The organism is Nocardia sp. NPDC055321 (assembly GCF_053645575.1).
The window spans coordinates 1-20,806 of the sequence record NZ_JBSHMS010000023.1; the positions used below are offsets into that span (position 1 = coordinate 1).

Annotated in this window: 1 protein-coding gene; it reads right to left on the bottom strand. The window is 71.0% G+C overall.

Annotation, left to right across the window (positions count from 1 at the left end; translation table 11 throughout):
- The coding region (locus tag ACWIGI_RS31005; RefSeq protein ID WP_454206311.1) for a WXG100-like domain-containing protein at nucleotides 1-20,792 on the bottom strand (20,792 nt) is incomplete at its 3' end.
- Between the last annotated feature and the right edge of the window lie 14 nt (nucleotides 20,793-20,806).

Here is a 20,806-nt window from a genome sequence, read left to right on the forward strand (position 1 = left end):
ATCGGCGGATAAGCCGGACGCGGCGGTTCCGACGGCATCGGCGGATAAGCCGGACGCGGGGGCTCCGACGGCATCGGCGGATAAGCCGGACGCGGAGGCTCCGACGGCATCGGCGGATGCGCGGGCTTCGGGGGGTTCGTCGGCATGGGCGGGCCGACGGGGCGGGGCGGGGCCGACGGCACCGGGGGGACTACCGGGCGGGGCGGATAGGCGGGTGGGGGTGGCGTTGTCGGGTGGGAGGCGGGGTCCGCGACCGGGCCCGGGGTCTGGGGTACCGGGCGCGTGGGGGGCTCGGGGGTGGGGAGCGGGGCAGACGACGCGGGGGTTGTCGGTGGGGCGGTGGGGCCGCCGGGCTTGGCGGGCGTGGGGCCGGAATCGCCGGTGTCAGGGTCGTCGTCGGAGCCGGGTTTGTTTGAGGGATCGAAGCTTTCCGGCGTAGTCGTGCCTTGATCCGTCGCTTCGGTGTTCTCCGAGTTGTCGCGTTCCGAAGTCATGGTTTCCACCGGATCACGAGTCGGCCCGACTTCTGCCGGATCGCGGGTCGGTGCGACCTCCGCAGGATCACGATCGGTCGCCGGCTCCGCCCGGCCGGGGGTGGTTGTCGTTTCGGGCGGAGTCGGGGTCGCCGGGTCGGGCAGGTTCGCTGCCACCCAGTCGGCGAAAGCTGTTGCGCGGTGGAGGGACTCGGCGGCGGCGCGGAGGGTGGTAAAGGAATCGAAGCTGTGGGGGGTTATGCCTCGGATCGTTTGGGAGGCCAGGTCATCGAGGGTGGTGTTCAGGAGGGTGGGGGTCAGGTCGGAGGGGGCCACGTTCAGGCCGGTATTGCGGCGGAAGTTGGTGATCGCGTCGTTCAGGGCCGACTCGGCGGCCTCGCGGGAACGTTCGGCGGCCGTGTGGGGGGTGTCCGTCGCGGCGGCGGCCTGGGAAGCCAGGCGGGACTGTTCGGTTTCCCAGCGGGCGACGCGGTCGGCGGCGTCGTGCTGGCGGGCGGCCGCGTCGGCGAGGTCCAGGCGGGCGCGGTCAGCCGGTGTCAGGGTACGGGGATCGTTGGTGGACAGCGCTTCTCGGGTCGCGGTGACCCACTCGCGGGTCAGGTCGGCAGCGGACTCGGGGCGGCCGATCAGGGCCGCGTCCCGCTGGGCTTCGGCGGCGAGTAGATCCAGGCGGGCGGTCGAGAGTTCGCGGCGGGCCGTGTCGGCCGGAGTCTCGGCCGCGCGGGACGCGGCGAGCTCGTCCGCCTCGGCGCGGGCCAGGAAATCCTGTGCCTGGGTGTAGCGGTCGGCGGCATCGCGGACCGCGAGCAGCTCATCGGTCCAGATGTCCGTCTGATCCAGGGGGATTCGGTTCAGGCGCTCGATCATCTCGGCGGCGCGATCGGGGGTCATCGTGCTGTTGCCGGGCAGCTCGTCCAGCGCTGCTTCGAGTTCGGCTCTGGCGCTGTCGAGTTCACGTCGCCAAGCGTCCGCGGGCGAATCGTCCGGACCCGCCTCGCGCAGCAGTGCCTCGCGCATGGCGTCTTCAAGCCGGGCGACTCGGTCCTCGGCGCGGTGGTGCTGCTCGGCGGCGTCGCGCAGGTCCAGAACGCGCTGGTCGGCGACCGCGGGCGCGCCTATCTCGTCCTCGCTCCGGGTGTTCAGGTAGTCCACGGTGCCGGGCAGGCGTTCGCGGGTCAGATCCGCGTCGGTGAGCGGCCGGTCCTGACGCAGCGGCAGGCGATCGCGGGTGTAGTCCAGCTCGGCGCGCGCCTGGTCGAGATCGCGCCGCGCCTGGGCGAGATCGGTGGCGACATCGCGCGAATCGCGCGGCGGAGCGGTGGGTTCCGGCGGGTCTGTCAGCGCGCCGTGCTCCGCCGCGAGCCGCTCGAGCAGGTCGATGTCGGCTTCACGTTCTCGTATCTCACGCCGCAGCGTCTCGATCTGCTCGGCGAACTTCGCGGGCTCGAGCCGTTCGTGCTTGTCGATCTTGCCGTCGCGGTACAGGTCGTACACGTCGGAGTAGCGTGCGTCGCGGAGCCGCTGCACCACCTCGGCCAGTTGCTCGGGGGTGAGCAGGCGCTGCCCTTCGCGCGCGCTGTCGGCGTAGCGGTCGTGCGCCGCCTGAATATCGCCGTCACGCAGCGTGTTCAGCACATGGGCGAACTGCCGTGGCGAGAGCAGCTCGTGCAGGTCCACCATCCGCTTGGTGTAGATGTCGACGACCGCGGCATCATCACTCAGGTCGACGCCGAGCAGGCGCGACCAGACGCTCGCGGCCTGGGACGGGTTGTCGGAAATCGGCGGCTCGCCGATGGATTCGCTCATGAGCGCGCGCAGCAGCGCGGGTGCGTCGCGATCGTGAATCGGGAGTTCGCCGTCGGCGGCGCGCGGATCGGTGGCGGGGTCGTACCGCATCGCCTCGCGGTAGGGGTCGAGCCGGCCGAGCGTGTCGATGTAATCCGCCAGCGCCGCAAGCAGTTCCGGACGATCGCCCGACCGGTACAGTAGGTCGTTGATGGCCCGCAGCAGCGAGGCGGGCTTGACGCTCTTGGGATCCGGCCGGTAGCCGACGATTTCGCCGCTGACCGGGTCCTTGACGTGCTTGGACGCGTACAGGTCCTCCGGCTGCACCCCGAGGCGGCGGGCCAGCTCGTCGCGGGCGGCCAGCACGGCGGCCGAATCCGTGCCGTCCCGAAGCACTTTCGCGTAGTTGAGCAGGTCCTCGATCGCCTGCAGTCGCCGTACCGCGCGCACATCGGGATCGGCCATGGCCTCGGCCAGGTTCCGGGCCGTCAGCTCGGTGGGGTCCAGCCCGAAGCGGTTGGCCAGGTTCGCCAGATGTCGATCGAGGTCGTGGAAGTTGTCGATGGCGTCGCTGGTACGGATGAAATCCGCCATGCCTTCGATCTGCGCCGCGCGCAGGGCGTTGTCGTGGCGCAGGGCGTCGATGGTGTCGCGGAGGTACTCCGGACCCAGGTCCATCTGGTAGACCGACAGGCGCGCGGCCACCTCATTGCGTTCCGCGCGAACGACATCCGGGTCGCGGGGCGCCGCCGGTGCGGTATCCGGCTCGGTGCGCACCGGCGCGTCCGGCTCCGGAAGCGTGCCCTGCACGATGCGCCACGGCTCGACTCCGTCGCGCAGGACCGTGAGCGGCAGCCGGTCGCCATCGGCCTCCACATCGTGGAAACGCACCTGCGGCGGAACCACGTCGATGACCGTGACGGCGCCCTGGTCGTCGAATCCGACGATGCGGTAATCCAGTTGCAGCTCACCGCGATTGAGCATCTCGCCGAGGTGCGGGTTGGCGGCCAGGGCGTCGGCCAGGCGCACGTCGTGATCGGAGTCGCCGCGGATGACGACCAGTCGCTGCGGGCCGCCGGGTTCACCCGGGAGGATGCCGACACCGCGATCGACCATGACGCCGCCGTTCGCGTCCACCCAGTCGCGGGCGGTGCCCTCCCCCAGCTGGATCGCCTGATCGCGGGCGGTGTCGTCCAGGCGCAGGAAGTTGTCGACCGCGTCGGCGAAGGCGCCGAGCCGGTCGGCGCTGTCGCGAACATCCACGCGCATATCGCCGATGGTGTGCGCGAGATTGTCCGGGGACAGCGCATCCAGGTCCACGGCCAGCAGCTGCGCCCAGTTCGAGCGCTCGTCGCGGATCTGGTCGCGCATGAGCGCGGCTTCGAAGAGGCGACCCGAGCGCTCGCTGCTCAGTTCCTCCTCGGCGTTGTCGAAATCGCGCGCGGGCTCACCGCCGTTGTTGACCCCGACCGCGTCCAGGAAGGTCGGGCGCGGGCGGCGGGCGCGGTACTCCAGGTAGTCGGCTTCGAGGGGCGTGCGCGCCCGGGCGCGGGCCGCCTCGGCGCGTTCGTCGGCCAGGATCGCCTCGTTGGCGGCGCGGACCTCGCGCAGGTAGCGGCCGAGGGGATCGTTGTCCGAGAAGTTGATCTCGCGGGTGTAGGGAACCCGGCCGTCTTCGGTGTTGTAGCGGGTGGCGGCGTCGCGCAGGCCCTCGATGGCTCCGGCGCGGCGCATGAGCTCGTAGGTCGCCTCGTCGACCGCGCGGCGCAGACTCGCCGCGTCGGCGCCGGTCAGGTCGATGCCCTGCTCGCGTGCCATGCGGATCAGGTCGGTCAGGGCGGCGTCGCGCGCGTCGACCGCGTCCGCAAGGGGCTGCGGCAGGTCCGGGCTCCAGGTGTGCGCCGGCGGTTCGGGGATTTCGGGGCGCTCGGCCAGATTCTCGTGCTGTGGAACGTTTTCCAGCTGCTCCTCGCCGACCGGCATGCCCGCCAGGCGCAGGCTCTCCTCGATCTCGGCGCGCAGCACCGGGTCGGCTTCGGTGAACCACGGCTCGTACAGGTCGCCGTCTCGGGTGCGCATGGGGAGCGCGTCCGGGGAGATCGCCGCGATGCGGGCGGTGAGGCGGTTCAGGAGCGGGAGGCGCTCGCGGACCTGCCACTGGGTGGCGATCTCCTTCCACAGGCGAATCGGGTTGAAGCCGTTCTCGAGTCCCATCAGCACGCCGTTGTCGAGCAGGTGCCCCAACTCCACGGCGAGCTGGACCTGCACCTGACCGTCCTGACCCGAGCCGGACGGGTATTTCGGTGTGAATACCGGGAATCCGGCCTTGAGCTTCTCCCACTGCCTGCGGAAGAAGCCGGGGCGCGGACGGCGTTCGACCGCGCTGCCCGTGCCAGGCTCGGCCGGGAGGCCGGGGCGCGGAACCTGCTCCACCACGCGGCCGTCCGGGCCGTCGGTGATGCGCACGTGGATGCGTTCGCCATCGGCCTCCAGCACGATGCGGGTGCCGTCCGCCGGATCGGGGGTGTAGTGCGTGATGGCGAGCAGGTCGGCGACATCGGCTGCGCGGCGGTAGGTTTCGGCTCGCAGTTCGTCCAGGACGCTGGCGCTGTCGGTGCGCAGCGCGTCCGGGTCCACGTTGAGCAGGCGCGCCCAGTCGTCTCGGGTGCGGGCGTGCTCGGCACGATGGGCGGGATCGTCGGTGGCGTCGTGCCGCCGGATCGCGTCGGCGAGCGCCTCGATCGCACCGGCGCGCAAGACGTTTCGGTACTGCAGGTCGCCGGCGAGCTCGGACATGCGGGCGGGGGTGAGATCGGCTTCGGAGAGGTTGAGGCGGGCGGCGATCTCGGCGCGCAGCTCGGGGAGGGAGAGGATGCGCGGCTCGGAACGAGTGGGGGCGTCGGGGCGGGTGAGGGGGCCCGGGTTGTCGGGACGCGTTGCGGAAGCGGGGTTGTCGGGCCGGGTTGTCGACTGGTCGTCGCCGCGGGTGGCAGCGGGGTTCTCGACGCGGGTGGTCGACGCGTCATCCGGGCGGGTGACAGTCTGGTTGTCCGGGCGGGTCGTCGACGAGTCATCCCCGCGCGGCGGAGCCGGGGTCTCGGCGCGAGTGGTCGCCAGGTTGTCCGGGCGCGTGACGGCCGGATTGACCGGAAGAGTAGCCGCCGGGTCATCCCCACGCGTGGCAGCTGGGCTCTCGGCGCGCGTGGTCGAAAGGTTGTCAGGGCGGGTGACAGCCGGGTCGTCCGGGCGTGTTGTCGACGGATCGTCACCACGGGTCGCAGCGGGGTTCTCGACGCGAGTCGTTGTCTCATCCGGACGGGTGGCGGCCGGATCGTCCGGGCGGGTCGTTGCTGGGTTGGCCGGACGTGTGGTTGCGGGGTTGTCGGGGCGAGTCGTGGCCGGCGGCGCGGGACGGCTGGTCGCTGGGTTGTCAGGGCGCGTCGTGGCGGGGGCGGGGTTTGACGGGTGGGCCGGCCCGGGTGCGGAACTCTGGGGCAGGGCCGGGGTGGGTTCGGTGGCGGGGAGGGGCGGGCGGGAGGCGGCGTCTTCGGCCTCGGCAGCTCGAGCCAGGCGGTCTTCGAGGCCGGCGGCACGGATCTCGGCTTCTATCGCGGCCAGTTGGTCGGGGTCGGCTTCGGTGCGCCAGTACTGTTCGCCCGCGTAGCGCTCGTCGGCGGTGAGGGGGCGGAAGTCGTCGGGGCCCATGGGGGTGGGCGGGACGCCGTTCTCCGGGTCGCCGAACAAGCCTCGTGCGCGGGCCATTTCGGCAATCTCGCGGAAGGTGGCGAGGGCGTCGGGGTGTCCTGCCAGGGCCTGGCGCAGGCCGGGGGTGTGGGCGAGGCGGTCGACGTAGGCCTGCTGCTCGGGGGTGCGGGCCGGTGGTGCGCCGCGCACGCCCGGTTGCAGGAGGTGTTCGGCGAGTGCGCGCAGCGCCGGTGAGGCGAGCATGGGGTTGACGGGGGCGGGAGTGATCTCCGGCCCGGTTGGCTGCTCCCCCAACGGAATCGGCTGGGTCTCGGCCTCGTGTATGCCCGGGATGTCGGGCTGGGTCGGTGTGTAGTTCGGGTCGGGATCGCCGAGCGTCGTGGCCGGATCGCCCGGTGCCTGCGCCACGGGAAGATCGGGCACCGTGGGGGTGTAGCCGTCCGGGATCGTGGCCGGGTTTCGGGTGGTCGCCTCGGGCCGGGTTGTCGCGGGATCGGAAACCGTCGACGGGTCGGGCGTCGTTGACTGCTCCGGAGTCGTCACCGGATCGGCGGGATTGGGCCCACCGGACTCGGGGGTCGCTGCGACCTCGGGGCGGCCGCCTGCCATATCCCAGAGCCAGTCGGCACGGTCGGCGGCGATCTGGGCGTCCCAGGTCGCGGCGTCGGCGCGGAAGCGGGCGGACCACTCCTCGGGGCTTCCGGGGGTGCAGGTGTCGGCCATGCGGTGCAGCCACTCCGCGCGCTGGGTGGCCATGCGCGCGAGCCAGTCGGCCTGGGAGGCGCGCTCGCGGTCGAACCACGCGTCCGGATCGTCGGGATCGGACGCCGGGCGCAGGGGCGGGCCCGCATCGGGCGGCTCGCCGGGGACCGTCGAGGCCGGTTCACGGGTGCTCGGCGGGGCGTCCGGGTTGTTCCGGGTCGACTCGGGGAGGTCGAAGCTCGCGAGCCATTCGGCGCGGTCGGCGTCCATGCGAGCCAGCCAGGCGTCGTGTTCGCGCCACATGCGAGCCAGCCAGGCGTCGTGCTCGCGCCAAATGCGATCGAGCCACGCGTCGGGGTCCTCGTCATCGGCGGCCTGGCGCGTGGGCGGGCCATCGTTCGGAGGCTGACCGTCTCCGGCAGCTGAGGTCTCGGGAGGCGTTGTGTCCGAGCCGGTTTCAAGTTGGTCGAAAATCGCCAGCCAGTCGAGGAGCTTGGCTTCCATGCGGGCGAGCCAGTCGGCTTGCTCCTGCTGCATGCGCTCGAACCAGCCCTCGGAGCCCGGCTCGGGGGTGACGGGCAGGAGCTCGGCGGTGTCCTCATCCGGCTGCCGGGGGGTGGTCGAACCGTTGTCGGCCGAATCCTGGCGGCCCGAATCAGGCTGCGCGCCATCGTCTCCGAAGGCTTGGCGGGGCGGCTGCAGCGTCCCATCGGGATTGAAGCCGGGGCGCACGGGCGGACTCGCCGGGTCCGGCGGCTGGAGCGTGCCGTCCGGATTGAAGCCGGGCCGTGCCGGCGGACTCACGGGCTCGGGTGGCTGGAGAGTTCCATCCGGGTTGAAGCCCGGGCGCACAGCGGAATCGGTTGTCTCCGAATGAGTTCGCGTGGAGTCCGAGTTCTCGTTCTCGGCAGGACGAGCAGGAGCGTCCGCGTTGCCAGGGGCTGGATTGTCCCGCGCCACCCGGCCGGCGTCGAAGGCGTCCAGCAGGATTCGGTGCAGGATCTGGGCGGGTTCACTGGCGTCACGGCCGTTGAGGCGCACATCGGTGAACGCCTCCGCGAGCGCCTCGGGCATATCGAACATGCCCTCGCGGTCGAAGCTGTAGCGGCTCAGACCGTCGTAGACCCAGTCCTCGAAGCCCGCGTCGGTGCCGCGCCGGGAGATGTACTCGTCGAGCAGCAGGTCGAAGGCGTCGAAGCGGGCCCGCATCTGGCCGCCGAAATCCAGTGCGTGCGCGAACTCGTGGATGATCGTCGTGTAGATCGGGCGGGTATCCGATCCCGGAACCAGGCCGCCGACCTCCACGCTCCGGGCCACACTGCGGGCGAATTCATCCGGGTTGGTGGCGAAATGCTCGTTGAGGACTATGGCATCGGTGAGCCAGCGATTGTCGCGGCCGCCGGCCTGGGTCTCGGCATAGGTGCGCGCGGGCAGGTCGCCGATCGCCAGGGCATTCACCTCGACGTCCGGGTGGAGCCGGAGCATATCGTCGATGGCCCGCGCGAACTCGCGCAAAACCTCGGTGGGAACATCCGGGTTGTCGAAGCCGAGTATCTGGATCTCGACGTCGTCGGGGCGGCCCGCGGACAGGATTTCCGCGAGCTGGTCGGCGATCTGGCCGCGATCCCGGGTGGACCACTCGTCGTCTGGGCGCGGTGACCAATCGCGTGCGGAGTCGTCCGCGGACGAGCGGTCGATCGAGTCGGCGTCCGAACGGTTGGCCGGATCGGCCTGCGACCGGTCCGGAACCTGCCTGTCGGATGCTTCCGACCGCGTCGGGTCGAGCTGATCCCGGGCGGACGGCTCTTCGGGAGTCGCGCGGCGCTGCGCCGGCTCGTCGGGCAGGTCCGCGCGGTTCGGCCGGAGGGCGTCCAACCCGTCGGCGGATGTGGGCTCGGCGCCGCGGCCGGTCAGGCGATCGGTCATGCGCTGCCACAGGTTCCGCGGACGCTCCGCTGCCTCCTCGGGACCCAGCGGCGCGGAGCCGTCGAAGAGTGTCCGAGTGATGCGCGCGCCCAGGGCCTCGGGCGAGGGGCCGGTGAGGTGACCGAACCGGCGGGCCAGCGCGTCGGATATTCCGCCCTGCCCGGTCGGCGGCGGGATGCGCCAACCGCCCTGTCCATCACGCTCCAGCCACAGGCGCAGCTCGAAAGGACCGGCGGTGAAAGAGAAGTCGTGGTAGCGATCGGGATCCGAGCGGCGGTGCGCGTCCAGTTCCTCGCCCGGCCGCTGCACCGGCGGCATGGGCAGCTGCCGGGTCATCAGATCTCGGGCCACCGCCGCCGGATGGGGGTGGGTGATGCCGTCCTCGCGATGCGCTGTCCGATTGCCGTGGGTGAGGAAGTCGTCCATCAGTTCCACCGGAACCTGCCGCCGCGTACCGGAGCCGTCCTCGACCCACGAGGTTCGGAAACTCCCGGCGCCGAGCTGCGCCATCCACTCCCGGAAGCCCAGCTCGGTGCCACCCTCCGCGCGGTACCCGAGGTAACGCGTGAGCATCTCCCCGACGGCCTCGTCGAGGGTCGGACGACGCATCGACCCTTCCGCGGCATCCGGCGACAGGTGCTCCACCCGGACGCCACCCGCACCGTCCGGGGTGACGAGTCGGTAGTCGAGCTGTCGCCGACCATCCCAGAGCGCTTCCGCGTAGCGGTTGTCGGCTTCACCGAGCTCCCGCAACACCCGCATGTGTTCCCCGTCGGTCGCGAAAACCACAAGGCGCGCTTCGGCACGGCTGGAGTTGGTGAGCTGCACGACGTGATCGCTCAATCGATGACCGGGCATATGCGAATGCCGCCGCAGCTCGGTATCCGATGCCAGGCGGGAGAGTGCGCGAGACTCCGCCTCGGACAGTCGCGGTTGCTCCGCGACCGGGCGCGCGGGTTGCCGGTCGCCGGGCTCGCCGACATCACGGACGGGGTGGTCCGAATCCGGCTGACCCCAGCGTGCTTCACCGTTCTCGCCGTACGCGCGCACGACGTCGAACAGCACCTCTGCGTCACGCAGACCGGTGCGATCGAGATAGCGGCGCAAGGCATCTCGCCCGGCGTTCGCCGCAACCCGCTGCGGGTCATCGGCATTGGAGCGGTGCAGCGCACGGTCGTAGGCGTCGGTGTACACCCGCTCGGCGGGCCCGACCGGGATCGGGAGTCCCAGGTCGCGAAGTCCGCGCAACTGCTCGATGTCCAGGGCGTAGTCCTCGGCCCGGAGCTCGTGCGTGCGCCGGGAATCATGGTCGGGCCGCAGTCCCGCCGGGGCCTCGGAGCCCGGCTGAATGCCGTGTGCCCTATCCCATTCCGCCCCGTAGTGCGTACCCAGGTCGTTGCCCGCGACGCGAGGACCGTCGGAGAGCAGCACGGGTGCGATCGCCCGCACGCCCGCTCGATACGCTGCGGCCTCGAGCATGCGCGGGGTGATCGCGTTGTTGCCCGCGTAGGCGCCGCGCGCAGTGCGCAGTGCTCGATCGCGCGCTTCGCGGAAGGTCCTTTCGAGCGGATCGGGCACCCGCGCGCGGTCTCCCGGCGATGCCGCCTCCGCCGCCCGCAGGTGTTCGAAGGCGAGCGCGAGGCTCTCCGCCTGCCGGGTCAGCATGGTGCGTATGTACTCGTCGCGGCTCAGGGCGTTGCGCTCGCGCGGAACATCCGCTCCTGCCATTGATTCGAGCAGGGAAGCCGCTCGGACGAGCTCGGCCACATTGTCGGCGAGCGATGAGGAGTGCGACAGCACAACGGTATTCGTCGCGGGTTGGTAGCCGGTCGACTCGCCTCGCTGAGGACTGCCATCGGCGGACTCCGTCACTTGTGCGCCCGGATCGTCGCTGAAGCGAAGGTCGACGCCGTTCCGGTTCAAGGTGTCGAGCGCCCAGCGGCTGATGGGTGTCCCGGGGTCGTAACCCTGTGCAGCGGTTCGCAGGGCCTCGGAAGCCGCGGCGGCGTCCCGCAGGGTCCGGGGGTCGATCTCCGGGTTCGGGAGTGGACTCTCCGCCCGATGCGAGGGCAGGTCGTCGTATCGCGTCGCGAGACCGGCTGGGCGATCAGCTGTCTCGGGGCCGCTGAAGAGCGGATCGGCGAGCAGGGCGTCGATGCCTGCTTCCCGCGCCAGCCGCCGGGCATCCGGTTCGGGCAGATCGGCCGCGAGTGCGTCGCGCAGCGCCGCGTCCCGCGCGTCCAGGTAGGTGCGCCGGACCAGCTCCTCGAACTCGACGCCCGCGACGTCGAGCAGCGGGCTGCGGGTCTCCAAGCCCTCCTCCCGCAGGGCGGAAAGAACATCCGCCTGCCGTGCGAAGGATTCCGCGGCCGTCCGCGGCGACGCGTCGACCGATTCGGGAGCGTTGAGCGCGGCGTCCACGTGCACCGACGCCGCGGCGATCGCGGCGGCCTGCGCCAACTCGTCACGACCGTGGATATCGATGAGCAGCTCGCGCGCCACCGGATCGAAGGAATCGCCCTGCGGACCGCCATCGCTGTCGATCAGGCGCAGGGTGACATCGGCCTCCCGGAGCGATTCGAGTACGGCACGGCCGTCGTCGGTTCGCGCCAAAGTCTCTGCCACATTGAGCAACTGCGGATCCGGGCGATGTTGGACCCACGAGTCGTTCGTGCTGTCCGATCCATACGCGAGATCACGCAGGACGGATTGCTCCGGTGTGACCCGGTCGGCGTCGGGGCGCTCCGGTGGCGGGCCGGCGGGTTCCAATCGATCGTTCGGCCGATCGGGCATCGATTCGCGGCGCGCGGGATCCGGGGTATCGCGGGGCCGCTCGTCCGCGCCGGGCCGGGTGTCGACGGGGTCGGGATCCGGGTTCGGCCGGGGGTTCGCGTCCGGGCGGGGATCGACGGCGTCCGGGCGGGCTGCCGCCGCGGAGTCCGGGCGCGCCGGGGAGCCCGGGTCGGGGCGCGGGCTCGCCTCCGACCTGCTGATCTGTTCGGTATCGGGGCGGGTCGCCGAGTCGTGCACGCCATCGGTGTGCAGTCGAGGGTTGGGCGACTGGTCGGCGGCAGCGTCCAGGAGAGACCAGTACAGGACTTTCGCCGCTTCGGAAGCGTTGTCGCCGTTGGATTCCACATCGGCGAACGCTTCGGCGAGAGCCTCGGTCGCGTAGAAGCTGCCGTCCTCGCGGAAGCTGTAGCCGCTGAGCTCGGTGATCCAGGCGTGGAACGCGTCCACGTCCATACCGCCGCGGGTCGCTTCGAAGTGGTCTGCCAGGGCGTCGAAAGCCCGTTCCCTGGCGTGCATTTGGCCTTCGAAGTCCAGGGCGTGGCCGAACTCGTGCAGGATCGTCGAGTAGACGGGGCGGGCGCCGGAGCCGGGGACCATGCCACCGCGGGCCTCGTCGCGGGCCAGACTGGACTGGAACTCCACGGGGAAGGTCGCGAACCGCTCGTTGAGGACCAGGCGTTCGGTGTACCAGCGGCCCGAATCATCGCGGGCCGGTGCGGCTTCCGCGTAGACCTTGTCGTCGGCGATCGGCTCGATCGAGACGCCGCGCAGGTCGACCGTGGGATACCGGGTCAGCATTTCCTCGATGGCGCGGGCGTATTCGCGCATCACCTCGGTGGGAACGTTCGCGTTATCGAAGCCGATCACCTGGATCGGGACGCCGTCGGTGCGGCGGTCCGAGAGGATCTCGGTGAGCCGGTCGGCGATTTCCACGCGGTCGCGTCTGGACCAGTCGTCGTCGGGGCGGGGGGACCAATCCGCGTCGGGCACGGTGTCGTTCGACGGATCGTGACCGGGTTGGGTGTCGGTGGCGTCGGCGTGCACCACGTCCGGATGCGGGGCGGGGTCGGCGTGGTTCGGCATCGGCGAATCGCCGGCGGGGTTCGGGTCCGAACCCCAGTCGCTGCCGTCGAAGAACTCAGGGCCGTCGGGATCGTCGTCGGATGCCTGGCGGCGGGGTGGTTCGAGACCGATGGAGCGGGTCGCCTTCGGGTCGACGCCTACGGGACGGGTCACGCTCGAATCGGCGCTGTCGAGGCGGGTGGCGTTCAGGTCGATGCCGTCGGGGCGGGTCACGCTCGAATCGGTTCCGTCAGAACGGGTCCTGTTCGGATCGATGGCGTCGGGGCGGGTGGCGTTCGGGTCGGCGGTGTCCGGGCGGGTGGTCTGCGGGGCCGCGTTGTCGGAGCGGGTCTCGTTCGGGTCGAAACCATCGGGACGAGTGGCAGCGGGATCGAATCCATCGGTACGAGTCGTGGGCGAGTCCACGCCATCCGGGCGCGTCGCATTCGGATCGACGCCGTCGGGGCGGGTCTCCCGGGGGCCGGGGACATCGGAAGTTGTCGCGTCGGTGCGAGTTTCAGCGGCAGCGTGCGGGAGCGGGGTGCCGAAGGGCCGGGTCGTATCGAGGCGAGTCGGCGGGGAGCCGTAGCTGCTTTCGACGCGGAGTTGTTCCAGCAGGGCCTCGGCGCGCAGGCGAGCGATGGTGCCCTCGAGATCGCCGACCAGATCGGCGAAGGTGATGTCGAACTGGTCGGCGAGGATGCCGAGGTCCTCCACCAGCTCGCGGCGACGCTGCCCGGCCGCGCGGTACTCGTCGCCGAGGGGCCCGTCCAGGGAGGGGCGTTCGTTGCCGTTGTTGACGCCCTGGTTGTCCAGGAAGGTGACCGCGTCGGGGCCCAGCAGTTCGCGCAGGTAGCGCTGGCCGACGTCTTCGGTCACGCGGCCGGCGGCGTCCAGGGGCAGCTGGTCGCTGAAGGGGACGCGTTCGTTCTCCGCCACATAGCGACGGGCAAGGGCTTCCAGCTCGTCCACCGCGTCGACTCGGCGCTGTGCGCGTTCGCGGGGATCCAGCAGGTCCTGGGTCACATCGGCCGGCGGGGTATCCGGCAGGCGGGCATCCAGCCAATCCCAGTTCTGCCGCAGGCGCTCGGGGACCTCGACCTGAGCGAGCAGGTCCGGGTCGGCCTCGGTCTCCCAGTAGCGATTCTGAGTTCCGTCCTCGTTCACCGGGATCGTGAAATCGTCCGCGCGATTGGCCTTGACGCCGCGCCAGAACTCCCAGATTCGGCCGCGCCCCTTGTAGAGGTCGACGATTTCCTTGATTATCCGGATGAGAGCGTCCGGGCTGTCGAGTTGCGCTCTGCCGCCGAACAGGGCGGTGAGACCCTCCCACGCGAAGGAAGCACCGAAGCTGTCGTTGTTCGATCCCGACGGGTGCCGCAGGATGTTCGCGTGATCGCGGAGCAGATCGCGAATCTCGTCGCGGATCTGCCGCAGCCGTTCGAGGAGGCTCGGCGCGTCGGGCCGGACCGGCAGCGGGGCGGTGGGCAGTTCGGGACGCACATCGAGCGGAAGCGTCTGCTGCCGGGTGATATCCGTGCGGGTCGAGGACGCGGCATCCGGGCGGGTTGTACCCGCGAAGTCGGGGCGAGTCGTCGCGGCGAGGTCCGGCCGAGTCACCGCGGCGAGATCCGGGCGGGTGGTCGCGGCCAGATCAGGACGGGTCTGCTCGGCGACCGGAATGTCCGGCCGGGTCGTATCCGTACGCGTGCTGTCGGACCGGGGGATGTCGGTGCGCGTCGTCTCCGGCCCCGAAGATCGCCAGGAGCCATCGGGGTTGCGAACGTCCGGGCGCCACTTGCCGTCGGCGTCCCGCAGCATGCCCGGCGGATCGCCCGGACGCCGCCACGAACCATCCGGATTACGTTCGGCCACCGGAGGTTCCGAGTCGGGGCGTTGCCGGGAGCCATCCTCGCTCAGGCGATCGCCGGGCGTCTCCGAGTCCGAACGATCGAGAGGGGCGGCGCCGTCGACACGGGACGGATCCGGGTGTTGGAACGATCCGTCAGGGTTTCGTTCTCCACCTGGGGATTCCGGGGTGCGGGCGAAACCGGCGTCGATAGCGTCGCTGATGGCGCCGAGGCCGTCGTCTATCCGGCGCTGTAGCTCGTCCAGTCGCCGGACGGCATCGTCGAGCACGTCGCCCGCACGGTCCACGGCGTCGGCGAGGTTGGGTTCCTCGCCGCGGGCGGGCGCGTCCAGGCCGCGTTCGACCAGCCGATCCAGGGCCGCGAAGCCGTCGTCCAGCCGGCGCTGCATGTCGTCCAGACGCGACTCCGATTCGGCGATCAGCGCATTCGCGCGTTCGATCGCTTCGGCCGTGGTCGGGGGCTGAATTTCCTGAGTCGTCGTGGCGTCCGGGTTCGGCGGGACGGCCGAAACATCGGCGACGGGCTTGCCTGCCGTCGCATCGGGACGGGTCTGATTCGGATCGACACCATCAGGGCGCGTAACGCTGGGATCCAACCCATCCGGACGGGTCGCGTTCGGGTCGACACCGTCGAGGCGAGTGACACTGGGATCCCACCCATCCGGACGGGTCGCGTTCGGGTCGACACCATCGGGGCGAGTGACACCGGGATCCCACCCATCCGGACGCGTCGCGCTCGGATCGAAACCATCGGGGCGAGTGGCGGCGGGATCCGAGTCGCCCGGACGGGTCGCCCATGGATCGATTCCGTCGGGGTTCGTTGTATCCGTGCGGGTTTCGGGTGACGGGTGCGGGCCTGCGGCGGGCGGGAGCGGGGTGCCGAAGGGCGGGGTCTCATCCAGGCGGGTCGGCGGAGAGCCGTAGGTGCTTTCGACGCGGAGTTGTTCCAGGAGGGCCTCGGCTCGCAGGCGGGCGACGGTGCCCTCGAGGTCGTCGACCAGATCGGCGAAGGTGATGTCGAACTGGTCGGCGAGAATGCCGAGGTCCTCCACCAGTTCGCGGCGGCGCTGACCTGCCTCGCGGTACTCGTCGCCGAGGGGGCCACCGGGGTCGGGTGACTCGTTGCCGTTGTTGACGCCCTGGTTGTCCAGGAACGTGACCCGGTCGGGGCCGAGCAGCTCACGCAGAAAGCGCTGGCCTGGGTCCTCGGTGACACGGCCCTCGCCGTCCAGGGGCAGCTTGTCGCTGAACGGGACGCGCTCGTTCTCGGCCACATAGCGGCGGGCGAGATCCTCGAGCTCGTCGACCATGTCGACCCGGCGTTGCGCACGCTCGCGGGGGTCCAGCAGATCTTGGGTGACCTCGGGCTGTCGCGACTCGGGCAGGCGCGAATCCAGATACTCCCAGTGCTGCCGCAGGCGCTCGGGAATGTCGACCTGGCCGGCCAGTTCCGGATCGGCTTCGTTCTCCCAGAAGCGATTCGGTGTGCCGTCCTCGTTGACCGGGATCTCGAAGTCGTCCGCACGATCGGCCTTGATACCGCGCAGGAACTCCGCGACGCGACCGCGCTTCTTGAAAAGCTCGATGACCTCCTTGACCACCCGGATGAGACTGTCCTCGGAGTCCAGTCGCGCGGTGCCGCCGGCCAGCACCGTGAGGCCCTCCCAGGCGAACGACGAACCGAATGCGTCGTTGAAGTTGCCGGACGGATGGCGCAGGATCTGCGCGTGCTGACGCAGGAAGTCGAGGAGCTCGTCGCGCAGGCGGCGCAGTCGATCGGCCAGGCCGGCCGGTTCCGGGCGGGCGGGCAGCGGCGCCGTGGGAATTTCGGGGCGCATGTCCAGCGGCAGGGTGTTCTGCCTGGTGATGTCGGTGCGGGTCGCGTCGGCGAGGTCCGGGCGGGTCGCGTGGGCGGGGAGATCGGGGCGGGTTGCATCGGCGCGGGTCGGTTCCGGGGTGGGGAGATCCGGGCGCGTGGGGGTGCTCGGGATATCGGGCCGCGTGGCATTCGCGGGGATATCCGGGCGGGTTACATCGGCTGCGGGGAGATCCGGGCGGGTGGCGTCGGAGATCGGGATGTCCGTGCGCGTGGTGTCCGAGACCGGGGACTGCCAGGAGCCGTCCGGATTGCGGGTGTCGGGGCGCCATGTGCCGTCGGGCTCGCGGAGCATGCCGGGCGGGTCGCCCGGGCGCTGCCAGGAGCCGTCGGGGTTGCGTTCTGCGACAGGGGTTTTCGCCTCGGGACGCTGCTGCCACGAACCGTCATCGGCACGGCGGTCGCCGGGGGCTTCGGCGTCGGGGCGCTGCCACGAACCGTCGTCGTTGCGGCGATCCGCAGGCGCATCCGCTTCGGGCCGCTGGAACGAGCCGTCCGAATTGCGTTCCTGCCCCGGCGTTTCGGGGGTCCTGGCGAAGCCGGCGTCGATGGCCTCGCGAATCGCGGCGAGTCCGTCGTCGATGCGGCGCGCCAGCTCGTCCATGCGGTTGACGGACTCGTCGAGGACATCGCCGGCGCGATCCATGGCGTCGGCGAGGTTGGGCTCCTCGCCGCGGGACGCCGCGTCCAGGCCACGTTCGACCAGGCGATCCAGGGCCGCGAAGCCGTCGTCCAGCCGGCGCTGCATGTCGTCCAGGCGCGACTCCGATTCGGCGATCAGCGCATTGGCCCGATCGATCGCTTCGGCAGTGGTCGGGGGCTGGATTTCCTGGGTCGGCGTGGCGTCCGGGTTCGGAGGGACGGCCGAAGCATCGGCGTCGGACTCGCCTGCCGAATCCTCCGATTCCGGCTTGTTCGCGGGGTCATCGGCGCCGGGCCTGTCGGCCGGAGCATCCGAACCTGGTTGATCCGCAGCCGGTTTGCCCGTCGAGTCGTCGCCGTCGGGGCGGCCGGTCGAATCGTCGGCGCCGGGGTTCCGGCCGCGCTTGGGCGACTCGTCACCCGCGTCCAGCACCTCGGGGCGCGGGACTTCGGGGTCGCGGGTGCTGGTCGCGTCGTCGGCGATACCGGTCAGGAGGTCGTAGAGAACCTGGGCGGGTTCACTCGCGTCCTCACCGTTCAGTTCGACATCGGTGAAAGCCTCGGCCAGGGCTTCTGTGGCGTCGAACGTGCCGTTGTCGTCGAAGCCGTAATCACTGAGCTGGTGCAGCCACTCCTGGAAGCGCGCGTTCTCGGCGTCGGTCCAATCCTGGATGTTGTAGGTGGCCTCGTAGTGGTCCACCAGCGCGTCCAGCGCCTGTGCGCGGGCGTCCAGATACCCGGCGAAGTCCAGGGCGTGTCCGAGCTCGTGCGCGACCGTCGAAAACACCGGCCGGGCAGAAGAATTCGGCACCAGGTCGCCCGCCGCCTCGTCTTCGGCCACGGCGTTCGCGAAGCGTTCGGGCGTGGTCATCCAGTCGGCGTTCAACACCAGGCGTTCGGTGACGATGCTGCCGTCCGCACCCCTTGCCGACCACGCCTCGGCGTAGTTGTCCGGGTCGTCCATGCCCTGGATGGAGACCTCGCGCAGGTCGATCGCGCCGTACCTGGTGACGATGTCGTCGACCGCACGGGCGAACTCCCGCAACACTTCCGGGTGCACGTTCGAGTCGAAGCCGAAGGTCGTGATGCCGTGCACCGTGCGCAGCACGTCGGAGATCTGCTCCGGCGTGCGGTTCGACCAGTCATCGACCGGCGGCCCGTCGTCGCCGTAGAGTGCCGAGTTCACCGCCGCGTCGTGGGCGGCCTGTGCCTCCGGATCCCGTGCGGCTCCCCCGTTTTCGGGCCGGGGTCCGGGTGCCTCCGCCGAGTGATCCCCGCCAGAGCGGCGGGCCGCGATGGGCGCGGGCCGCTCGCGTCCGTCGCGCTGCGGGGGTGCGGACGCGTCCACGGGGAACGGGATGACGTTGTCGGGACGGGGGCCGTCCGTGCTGGCGTCGCCGGGCTGAGACGGCTCCGACTGGTCATCGGCGCGGGAACCGGGATCGCGACGCGCAGCAGCGCTTTCCGCCACGCGCGAGTCCGCCCCGGGGCGGGAATCGGCGGGCAGAGTATCGGCAACGTCGTGACGCGCTGTGGCGTCGGAGTCGACTCGAGGGCCGGAATCGGCAATGAGAGCGGAGTCCGGCCGCGCGCCCGGGTCCGAATCGGTTCGGGGGACGCCGGCATCTGAAGTGGCGTCGGCGTGCGGACCGTCGTCGCGCGTCGGGGCGAGGTCAGCGCGCGGGGTGCTGTCGGCGTCGGCACGGGGGGATTCGCCCGCGTCCGGAGCCGTGTTGGCACGCGGAGTGGTGTCCGCATCGCTGCGAGAAGGGTCGCCGGCGCCCGGGGCGACATCGGCACGCGAGGTGACATCGGCGAGGGGTGCGGCGTCGGGGCGGGGCGCGGGACCAAGGTCCGGGCGCAAGGGCGCGGCGGGGGCGCGGTGGTCGCCGGGTGTCGCGGTCGACGCGGGCGAGGTCGTGGACGCGGGCGAGGGCGAGGTTGTCGACGTCGGTGAAGTAGTCGGCGCGGGGGCGGCGGCGGGTGTGGGCGTCGCGGCGGATGGCGACATCGGGGCGGCGGCCGGAGTTGTCGCGGGGGCGGAATCCTTCGAATGGTCCAGGGAGGTCTGCGTATCCGAATTGGCTGGCGACGCGTCGGGGGTGGTGAAGGGCGTCGAGGTCGGATGCGGAGCATCGGCGCTCACGGGGGTGAACGCGTCGTGGGTCGACGGATCGGTCGTGTGGGTCGGTGGGGCGTCCGAGGGGGCGGCGGACACCTCGGCCGCCGGGGGTGCGGCATCGTCGGAGAGGCCCGCGCGGGGGGATTCGGCGGACGGGTCGGACGGGTTGTCGGCGGACGGACCGGCGGACTCTGGGACGTCCGCGCGGGAGGATTCCGCATCAGGGTGGGCGGACGAACCGTCCATGCCCGCGCGACTGTCGGTCGACCCGCCAGGGTTGGCGGGGGCATCCGCGCGGGGTGCGGACGATTGTGGAGCGCTCGAGGCGGGTGAGCTCGGGCTGTGGCTCGCGGGGGTTGAGGAGGGAGCGCTGTGGGACGGAGCCGCCGCGGTGGGAGCCGCGGCCGTGGGAGTGGTGGTCGGGCCCGCCGCTGTCGGTGCTGCAGGAGTCAGCGCCGGGTTCGTGGTCGGGTCGGGCATCGAGGCGCGTGGGGCGTTCGACTCGGAAGTCTGTGGCGCACCTCGGAGGTCGTTGGTGTCGTGGGCTCCGGGGCGGGTTCGATCCTCGCCGCGGGTGGGCTCGTCGGCGGCCGGGTCGCCGGCGCGGTTGTTCTCGCCGTCGTTCGTGGGGCGAGTGCTCGGGTCCTGGCCATCGGTCGTCGGGCGAGTACTCGGGTCCTGACCATCCGTCGTCGGGCGGGTGCTGGGATCCTGACCTTCAGTGGTCGGACGCGTGCTCGGATCCTCGCCCGTCGGACCGGTGGCCGGGTCCAAACCCGGAGTCGGCGGATCGACGTCGGGGGCGCGCGGGGGCGCGGGCGGGTCGCTGCTGCCGTCGCCGCCGCGGGAGTTCCAGAAGTTGTGAGCGGCATGGTGATTCATGCCGGACATGGCGCCGTTGGACGCGCCGGCGGTGAGCATGCGCCAATCCCACTGGGTGTTCGAGAGATTCTCGACGGCCTGATCCCAGCCGTGCTGCGCCACGTCGAAACCGAACTGGGCGCCCGTGGCCGCCACGAAACCCGCTCCGGCACCGGCCAATCCCGCGCCGATGCTGGACAGACCCGCACCGCCGATGCCGTCCAGACCGCGGCGGGCCAGGTTGTTGCCGAGCCAGCCGCCGAACGGGCCCGCCGCCGCGCCACCCGCGGCCGAGCTGATGGCGGTGACGCCGACCTGGGTCCAGTTGATCTCCTTACGGGAGCCCTTGGACACCTGGTACTGCTGAATGCCGATTTCCTGGACCGTGCCGAGCGTGAAATCGATGGCCACGTGGCGGAGCAGGAATTTCGCGAGCGCGGAGCCCGCCATCTTCGCGGCGAAGCGCGCGATGGCGGCGACCGCCCGGGCGCCGATGATGCGCACCGCCACGCGGGTGAGCGCGATGGCCGCCGCCTCCACCGCCGGTGCGGTCGGTGGAAACACCCACGCCGCAATGAGTTCCGCCGCGAGCAGGCCCAGCGACGAATAGAACATCAGCTTGGTGTATTCGATCTCGGTGCCGGTGTCCTGCGCCGATTCGCCGATGGAGTCGAAATACTTGGCCAGGTCGGGAATCGAGGTGCTGTCGTCGGCGTCGGTCTTGCCGCTCAACAGATCGAAGGCCTCGGCCATCTTCTCCGAACCCTTGCCGTCCGGGTAGGAGGCCAGGGTGGCGTAGCGCGCGTCACCGACCTCGTCGAGCAGGCCGCGTAGCCCGTCGGCGGCGGTGCGCCAGTCCTGGGCCAGATTCCACATCTGGTCTTCGTTGCCGTCGGGCCATTCCATGCCGACGATCCAGCCCAGCCATTCGAGTTCCGAGGGCAGGTAGATCATGGTGCGCTAGCCGC